The sequence below is a fragment of the Corallococcus sp. AB049A genome (assembly GCF_003668885.1).
GTDB classification, from domain to species: Bacteria; Myxococcota; Myxococcia; order Myxococcales; family Myxococcaceae; genus Corallococcus; species Corallococcus interemptor.
Genome location: NZ_RAWL01000401.1, coordinates 1 through 7,796, shown reverse-complemented (window position 1 = coordinate 7,796; position 7,796 = coordinate 1). Strand labels below are relative to the sequence as shown.

Annotated in this window: 10 protein-coding genes; 6 read left to right on the top strand and 4 right to left on the bottom strand. The window is 70.1% G+C overall.

Annotated elements, in window-relative coordinates:
- Nucleotides 1-241: DUF6068 family protein (locus D7X55_RS43600; protein ID WP_233610184.1), on the top strand; the 241-nt coding region annotated here is incomplete at its 5' end.
- A gap of 6 nt (nt 242-247) precedes the next feature.
- Here the strand turns inward: D7X55_RS43600 and D7X55_RS31435 are convergent.
- Nucleotides 248-2,083, bottom strand: a complete 1,836-nt coding sequence (locus D7X55_RS31435) for a patatin-like phospholipase family protein (RefSeq protein WP_120547310.1) — start codon at nt 2,081-2,083, stop codon at nt 248-250.
- A gap of 173 nt (nt 2,084-2,256) precedes the next feature.
- Here D7X55_RS31435 and D7X55_RS31430 point away from each other — a divergent pair, with 173 nt between their 5' ends.
- A complete protein-coding gene (locus D7X55_RS31430; protein WP_120547309.1) occupies nt 2,257-3,147 on the top strand; it encodes a bestrophin family protein in 891 nt (296 codons plus the stop codon).
- A 4-nt stretch (nt 3,148-3,151) separates the two neighbouring features.
- Here the strand turns inward: D7X55_RS31430 and D7X55_RS31425 are convergent, their stop codons facing one another.
- Both D7X55_RS31425 and D7X55_RS31420 read right to left on the bottom strand, forming a co-directional pair.
- Nucleotides 3,152-3,595, bottom strand: a complete 444-nt coding sequence (locus tag D7X55_RS31425; protein ID WP_120547308.1) for an organic hydroperoxide resistance protein — start codon at nt 3,593-3,595, stop codon at nt 3,152-3,154.
- A 41-nt stretch (nt 3,596-3,636) separates the two neighbouring features.
- Nucleotides 3,637-4,080 carry a MarR family winged helix-turn-helix transcriptional regulator gene (locus tag D7X55_RS31420; RefSeq protein ID WP_121724993.1) on the bottom strand — a complete coding sequence of 148 codons (444 nt, stop codon included), beginning with the start codon at nt 4,078-4,080 and terminating at the stop codon, nt 3,637-3,639.
- Between the two features lie 151 nt (nt 4,081-4,231).
- Here D7X55_RS31420 and D7X55_RS31415 point away from each other — a divergent pair, with 151 nt between their 5' ends.
- From D7X55_RS31415 to D7X55_RS31400, 4 genes are all read left to right on the top strand, one after another.
- Entirely contained in the window at nt 4,232-5,014 is a 783-nt protein-coding gene (locus D7X55_RS31415; RefSeq protein WP_120547306.1) for a HipA family kinase, read from the top strand.
- Nucleotides 4,992-5,390: a DUF3037 domain-containing protein gene (locus tag D7X55_RS31410; protein WP_121724992.1), complete on the top strand. Its 399-nt coding sequence runs from the start codon at nt 4,992-4,994 to the stop codon at nt 5,388-5,390. The genes D7X55_RS31415 and D7X55_RS31410 overlap by 23 nt, the downstream gene beginning before the upstream one ends.
- A 150-nt stretch (nt 5,391-5,540) precedes the next feature.
- On the top strand, nt 5,541-6,512 hold the full coding sequence (locus tag D7X55_RS31405) for an endonuclease/exonuclease/phosphatase family protein (protein ID WP_120547304.1): 972 nt from the start codon (nt 5,541-5,543) through the stop codon (nt 6,510-6,512).
- A gap of 8 nt (nt 6,513-6,520) precedes the next feature.
- Nucleotides 6,521-6,913: a DUF488 domain-containing protein gene (locus D7X55_RS31400; protein ID WP_120547303.1), complete on the top strand. Its 393-nt coding sequence runs from the start codon at nt 6,521-6,523 to the stop codon at nt 6,911-6,913.
- On the opposite strand, the gene D7X55_RS31395 is transcribed toward D7X55_RS31400, so the two are convergent.
- Complete coding sequence (locus tag D7X55_RS31395) at nt 6,914-7,654, bottom strand: J domain-containing protein (RefSeq protein WP_120547302.1); 741 nt, start codon at nt 7,652-7,654, stop codon at nt 6,914-6,916. It lies immediately after the preceding gene.
- Nucleotides 7,655-7,796 lie beyond the last annotated feature (142 nt).

Below are 7,796 nucleotides of genomic sequence, written 5' to 3'. Positions count from 1 at the left end.
GCACCCCGTCCCCGCCCTCGTCTTCGAAGCGCCCTCGGGCGAAGGCGCCGAGCGCCGCGTCCAGGTCACCACCTACGCCGCCGAACCTTGGGGCGCCGCGCTCAACGGGCTCGCGGACGAGGCCCGCTTCATGCCGCTCGCGGACGCCGTCTACCGCGCGCCCCCCAAGGGCAAGCGCGTGCCCGAGGACGGCACCGCGCTCACCGGCTGGGGCAAGTGGGTCATCGACGGGGGCCGGTAGCCCGCGTCAGTCTTCACACGTGCGGCGCTCCGGCTTGTCCTCGCGGCACTGCGCCGCGGACGGGAGCGCCGCTCGCGCCTCGTCCGCCACCTCCACCAGCTGGCGCGCGCACTCGTTCGCCGCCAGCGTGCCCTGGATGTCGAACAGGGACAGCACCTCCGCGCAGCGCTTCTGCATGGACTCCACGCCCGCCACGAAGAGCGGCTGCATCACCTCCGGCGTGAAGGAGTAGCCGCTCGCCGTCGCCAGCCCCGTCTCCGGCTTGAACATCCACGCGCTGCGCCAGCTGGACGCCACCTGGTCGAAGCGCGCGGAGCCCATCCACACCGCCTGCCCCGCCCCTGGCCCCACCGTGCGCGGCTGGAAGCCCAGGCCCTTGCGGCGGCAGAAGTCCTCCGTCGCGCCGCGCAGCATGCAGACGTTGTACTCGCCCAGCCGGCGCGCCACCGCGAGCAGCTCCGCCTGCTGCACCTCGCCCACGCGCGGCTGCGCCACGAACAAATCAATGGTGCGCATCAGCACGCTCACCGCGTTCTTCGGATCCGTCGCGGGAGACGGGTTCACGCCCCCCGTCGAAATCACCAGCACGCGCTCCGCCCCGCGCTGCACCGCCTGCAGCAGCGGCAGCCCCGAGCGCACGCCGCCGTCGTAGTACGTCCCCGTGCGGTCCCCCGCCGCCGACGGCAGCCGGCCCACGGGGTTCGACAGCACCGGCTCCGCGATGGACGCCACGATGGCGTTCGTCATCCCGCCCCGGCGCTGCTTGTCCGTCGCGCCCGGCTTGAAGTCCGCCGGGTCCTGGTCGCTCACGCTGAACACGTCGCCCGTCTGGAAGTCCACCGACACCGACACCAGCTCCGTGCCGTTGTGCAGCTGCTCGTCTTTGATGAACGCATCCAGCTTCTTGTAGATGCCGTCGAACTTCACCAGCCCCCGCGTGTCGTCCGCCAGGTTCCACAGCCACGTGGAGTTCACGCAGTACAGGTCCGACTCCACCGTGCACGTGTAGTTGCCCATCAACAGCCGCCGCGCGTTCGCCTCCTGGCCCGGCGTGTGGAACAGGTCCACCAGCGTGCTGATGAGCGCGCCCGTGCTGGTGCCCGCCGCCAGGTCGATGCGTGCGTCCCCGCAGCCCTCCGGCGCGGGCTTGCCCCGGCACTGCTCCAGGATGCCCAACAGCCGCCACATGGCCCCCGCGCTGAACGCGCCGTTGGCCCCGCCGCCGCTCAGCACCACCGCGGTGCTGGGCCGCTTCAGGTCCCGCTTCCACGAACGAGCGCGCACGTACGCGGCCGCGGACGCCGCGCCCCGCTGGATGCCCTGCGCCAGCACGTCGCGCGACAGCGGCACCTCCAGCGACTGCTGCAGCGCCGCGAGCGACGGGCCAATCCCCATCGCGTTCGACAGGAAGCGCTGCGCGTCCACCTCCTCGTCGGACGGCGCCGCCACGGAGAAGGACTGCACCGGCAGGGGCACGCTCCACGCGGACGCCTTCACCGTGCGGTCCACGTAGCCCATGCGCTCCGCGTTCTCATAACAGGAGGCCGTGTCGTTGCCCGCGTGCTTGACCAGACACCCCGTCATGTCCAGCACGGCCTCGGGAGATGCGCCCAGCGCCTCCATCCACGCGCCCGCGCGCGCGGGGTCCAGATAGGAGTCCATCAACTGCGCGCGCGTCAGCCCCGCCACGCGCTCCACCGCGGGCACCCGGATGGGCAGGTCCTTGGGCGCTGGCGAGTCCGGCGCGTTGACCGTGTCCAGCAGCGTGTCCGTGCGCAGGAAGCTGCAACCGCTCGCGGTGGCGGCGAGGAACATCAGCAGGGGCGTGAGGTGACGGCGCATGGAGGACGCCTCCAGAACGAGGAAGGAAACGGACCGTCCTCATGCATAGCTGAAGCCCCCGACGCCGGGCCATCACCCGGAAAGTCAGGCATCCGCAATCCCGCAATGCGACGCTCGCGACGCATCGCGGTGCGGTTAGCATGCGCCCCCCGTTCCCGGAGGAAGACCCCCACATGGTTGAGTATGACCCGCATCGCTGGTGGAGCTACTTCCACTACCTGCGCGGTTCGATGGTGAAGGAGATCGTCGGCCGCGTGATGGTGTGCGTCGTCTGGTCCGCGGCCGTGGTGGGCTTCCACCTCCACGTGCACGACGTGGGCTCGCCCCCCACGGTGCACACGCTGGCGGGCATCTCGCTGAGCCTCCTGCTCGTGTTCCGCACCAACGCCTCCTATGACCGCTTCTGGGAGGGCCGGAAGCTGTGGGGCGGCATCGTCAACGAGACGCGAAACCTCATCCGCGCGGCGGAGCCCTTCCTGGGCAGGACACCGCACCAGGCCACGCTGGTGTACTGGACGGCGGCGTTCCCCTTCGCCACCGCCGCGTGGCTGCGCGGCCAGCAGCGGCACCTGGGCCCCCACACGGACACCCTGCCCTCCGGGGAGGTGACGGACGCGCTCAAGGCCCAGCACGTGCCGCTCGCCGTGGCCCGCCGGATGACCGGCGTGCTGGATGAAGGCCGCCGGCAGGGGCTGTATCCGGAGTACGTCCAGATGCAGCTGGACCAGAACGTCCAACTGCTCGTCGACTACCTGGGAGGTTGTGAGCGCATCCACCGCACGCCCATGCCCTTCGCGTACATGGTGCACCTGCGCCGCGCGCTCATCCTCTACTGCTTCACCCTGCCCTTCGCGCTGGTGGAGACTTTTGGCTGGGTGACAGTCGTGGCCACGTTCGTGGTCGCGTATGTGTTCTTTGGCATCGAGGAGATTGGCGTCGAGATTGAAGACCCGTTCGGCACGGACGACAACGACCTGCCGCTCGACACCATCTGCCAGAACATCCAGAACAACCTGCTGGCGCTCCTGCCGGGCCCTCCCTCCAGGGAGAGCCCGGGGGCGTGAAGGACTACTCCGCGACGGAGATCTTCACTTCGATGTTGCCGCGCGTGGCGTTGGAGTACGGGCACACCTGGTGGGCCGCCTCCATCAGCTTCTGCGCCTCCTCGCGGGGGACGCCGGGGAGGATGCCCGTGAGCTCCACCGCCAGGCCGAAGCCGCCCTCGGGCGTCTTGCCAATGGTGACGGCGGCCTTCACGCCGGCCTTCTCATCCAGCTTCTTGCCGGCCTTGCCCGCCACCAGGCGCAGCGCGCTCTCGAAGCAGGAGGAGAAGCCCGCGGCGAAGAGCTGCTCGGGGTTGGTGGCCGTCTCCTTGCCGGAGCCGCCCAGCTGCTTCGGCATGGCCAGCTCCAGGCCGTTCAGCGGGCTGTTGTCGAGCAGCAGCTTGCCGTTGCGGCCGCCGTGCGTGATGGCGGTGGTGGAGTAGAGCGGGGAGATCTGGACCGGGGCCATGGTGTTGCTCCTTTGCGTGAGTGGAAGAACGGCGTGTGTCTTCAAGCGCTGCGTGAGGAAACCTTCTCGAACAACCGCTGGATGTCCCGGCGCAGCCGCGCCAGCTCCTCCAGCGTCAGGCCGGTGCGGCAGACGATGGCCTCGGGGATGGACGCGGCCTTGCGGCGCAGGGCCTTTCCCTGCGCGGTGAGCGACACCGTCACCGACCGCGCGTCCTCCTTGGAGCGCTCGCGGCGCACGAAGCCCAGCGTCTCCAGACGCTTGAGCAGCGGCGTGAGCGTCCCCGAGTCCAGGTACAGCTTCTCCCCCAGCTCCTTCACGGACACCCCGTCCGTCTCCCAGAGCACCAGCATCACCAGGTACTGCGGATAGGTGAGCCCCAGCTTCGCCAGGAGCGGCGTGTAGGCCTGCACCATCGCTCGCGACGCCGCGTAGAGCGGGAAGCACAGCTGCAGGTCCAACCGGAGGAAGTCATCCGTCGACATGGGGAATATGTAGTGCGCAATTCAATTGCGCGCAATTGAATCGATGGTGCGCGAGGGGAAGCACGGTCAGGTGCAGGGTGTTTCCCCCGTCGGGCAGGGCCGTGGTACAGCCGCCACCCCCGGAGTGCCCGGGAACTGTCGAGGACGAGTGATGCTGAGGACGGTCACCGCCACGCGCTACGTGACGCCCTTGCGCGAGGGGGGCTCGCTGCCCGCCATCGTGGAGGCGAACGACGCGGGGCTCTATGTCGTGAAGTTCCGTGGAGCGGGCCAGGGGGCCAAGGCGCTCATCGCGGAGTTGCTGGCCGGGGAATTGGCGCGGGTCTTGGGCCTGCGCGTTCCGGAGCTGGTGTTCGTGGAGCTGGACGTGTCGCTGGGGCGCAACGAGCCGGACAGCGAAATCCGGGAGCTGCTCAAGTCGAGCGCGGGGTTGAACCTGGCGCTGGACTACCTGCCGCGCTCGGTGACGTTCGACCCGCTGGCGGTGCCGGTGCCGGAGACGCAGGTGGCGTCCGCCATCGTGGCGTTCGACGCGTTCGTGACGAACGTGGACCGCACGCCGAAGAACCCGAACCTCCTGGTGTGGCACCGCAACCTCTGGCTCATCGACCACGGGGCGGCGATGTACTTCCACCACTCGTGGGACGGGTGGGAGGAGCGCAGCCAGACGCGCTTCGCGCCCATCAAGGACCACGTGCTCCTGCCCTGGGCGCACGGGCTGGCGGCGGCAGGGGACCTGCTCCGGGAGCGGGTGACGCGGGAGGTGGTGGAGCGCATCGTGGGGTCCATCCCGGAGGCGTGGCTGGGCCAGGAGCCCACGTTCGCGTCCGCGGCGGAGCACCGCGCGGCATACGTGACGTGGCTGATGCGCAGGCTGGAAGCGGCGCCGGCGTTCATCGAGGAGGCGACGCGTGCCCACGCCCAGCTCGTTTGATTACGCCATCATCCGGCTGGTGCCTCGCGTGGAGCGCGAGGAGTTCATCAACGTGGGCGTCGTCCTCTTCTGCGTGCAGCACCGCTACCTGGGCGCGCGCGTGGAGCTGGACGTGGCGCGGCTCAAGGCGCTGTCACCGGACGCGGACGTGGAGCTGTTGAGCGGCCACCTGGAGAGCTTCCGCCGCGTGTGCGTGGGCGGGAAGGACGCGGGGCCCATTGGACGGCTGCCGCAGAAGGAGCGCTGGCACTGGCTGGTGGCGCCCCGGAGCACGATGCTCCAGACGGGCCCGGTGCACGCGGGCCTCTGTGACGACCCGGACCGGGCGCTGGAGCACCTGCTGGACACGATGGTGCGGGTGAAGCCCGCTCCGTGAGCAGCCGGGCGGGCGAGCCCTTCGTCCGCCTGGCGCTACATCGCGGCGGGCGCGCGCGCATCCCATGGTGAAGAGCGCGGGGAGACCTGGACGTTCGTCCCAGGGCTTCCCATTTTTCACCGCGAGGCATGGGGAGGTAGCGACCGGACCATGGAGCCGTCAGCGCTGCGCATCGTCACGTACAACGTCCGCTACTTCGGCCACATGCTGAGGGGGCTCGCGAGCACCATCGGTCCCAAGCGCCGGGTGGCGGCCGCACTGTCCACGCTGGACCCGCTGCCGGACGTCGTGTGCCTCCAGGAGGTGGAGACGTCCTCGCTGCGCAGCAACATCGTGCACCGGCCCACGCGTCCAGGGGAGACGCAGCTGGAGGCCTTCATGACGCGCGTGGAGGAGACGTTCGCCCTCCAGGGGAGGGAGATGCCCTACGAGGCGTTCTACTTCCGCGCGCACCACTACAAGGTGGGCGAGCTGTCGCTCTACACCACCGGCCTGGCGATGCTCGTCAACACGCGCACGCTCCAGGTGGACAGGCACAACGTGCAGGCGCCGGAGCACATCACGCACCACCACGTGCAGGGCCTGAAGGAGCGCAAGCAGAGCCGCATCTGCGCGCACATGCGGGTCATCCGCCGCGCGGACCAGCGCGCGTTCCACATCTTCAACACGCACCTGAGCCTGCCCACGCCGTTCGCCCGCGAGTTCTGGGCCACGCGCGACAAGATGGGCTGCGGCGTCAACCAGCTCCACGAGGCAATGAAGCTCACGGGCTTCATCGGGCTGCACGCGAAGGAGGAGCCCTTCGTGGTGTGCGGGGACTTCAACTCGCCGCCGTCCTCGCCGGTGTTCCGCTATCTCACGGGGGATGCGCACCTGACGTGCGCGCAGGCGGCGGTCGGGCAGATCAACCCGACCCTGTCCCGCGCCTTCCCCACCGCGGGCTTCATGCACATGCGCATGCATCTGGACCACCTGTTCTCCGGTGGCGGCGTGAGCTGGCTGGACACGGAGGAGACGCGGCCCTTCGGGGACCTGACCAGCCGCTTCCACGGCCTGTCGGACCACGTGCCGCTCATCGCGCGGTTCCGGTTGGACGCACCGGCACCAACGTTGGTGATCTGAGGTGAAAGATGATTCGACTCCAGCGCGTCTATGACGAGCACGGCCCGGAGGCCCGGGCGGGGACCCGCTTCCTGGTGGACCGGCTGTGGCCTCGGGGGCGGAAGAAGGCGGACCTCCACCTGGATGGCTGGCCGCGCGAGGTCGGGCCCAGCACGGAGCTGCGGCGGTGGTTCGCCCATGACGTCGAGCGCTGGGACGAGTTCCGGCGCCGGTACACCCGCGAGCTGGACGCGCACCCGGACGTCTGGGAGCCGCTGCTGGAGGCCGCGCGCCAGGGCCGCGTCACCCTGCTCTACGGCGCTCGCGATACCGAGCACAACAACGCCGTGGTGTTGAAGGACTACCTGGAGGCCCGGCTGAAGCGTCCCGCGCGCAAGAGGCCGCGCCGCACGGTGCATTGATCAGCCCGCGTCGCGCTCCAGCGCCTCCCACGCGTCCAGGATTTCACGCGTCTTGCGCTCCGCGAGCGCGTGGAACTCCGGCGCCAGGTGCGCGACCTTGTCCGGGTGGTACTGCGCGATGAGCGCGCGGAAGGCCTTGCGCGCTTCGTCCTTCGGCGTCCCCCGCGCGATGCCCAGCACCGTCCAGGGGTCCTTCGTCTCCGGCTCGGGTGCGACGGCGCGGCTGCCGCGCGGGGGCGTGGCTTCGTCGCTCGCGGGCCCGTAGCGCGGTGGGGCCCTGGGCGCGGGCTCAGGCCGGCGGTGGCCGGGACGCTTCGCCGGGTCGGGCGCGGGGATGCCAGGAGACAGGCGGCTCAGGGCCTCTTGCAGGAACCACAGGTCTTCAGTGGGACTGGCGTGCTTGCGCACCACCGCGCGCGGCCGGCCGCCCTCCAGCAGCACGTAGCCCGTGGCCGCCGCGTAGGCGCGCTTCTTGTCGTCCGGGTAGAGCCGGTCGCCCAGGTCTCCCAGCGGGTCGCGCCACATGCCCTCCGTGGTGCCCTCGTCCGCCACGATGACCTGCGCCAGCACGTCCCCGAAGCGGTCCTCCAGCGCCGCGAAGGGCTCGCGCGCCTGGGGAGGACGCGTCATCCCCGCGCCGTGGCGCACCCCCGCCACCAGCATCAGCCCCGGCGCCCCGTCCACGAAGGCGAAGAGCTTCTCGCGCACCTGCTTGTCGGAGAAGTAGAGAACGGCCTGCACGGTCCTCCCATCCTGGGGAAGCCCCGGCCGTTTCTCAACCTCCGCCGGTCCAGTTCCCGGAATTCCGACAAGACCCGGTTCAAAGCGTCTCGACCCGGGGGCGGGCTTGCGAAAGAGTCACCTCTCCCATGCGCTGCTGCCA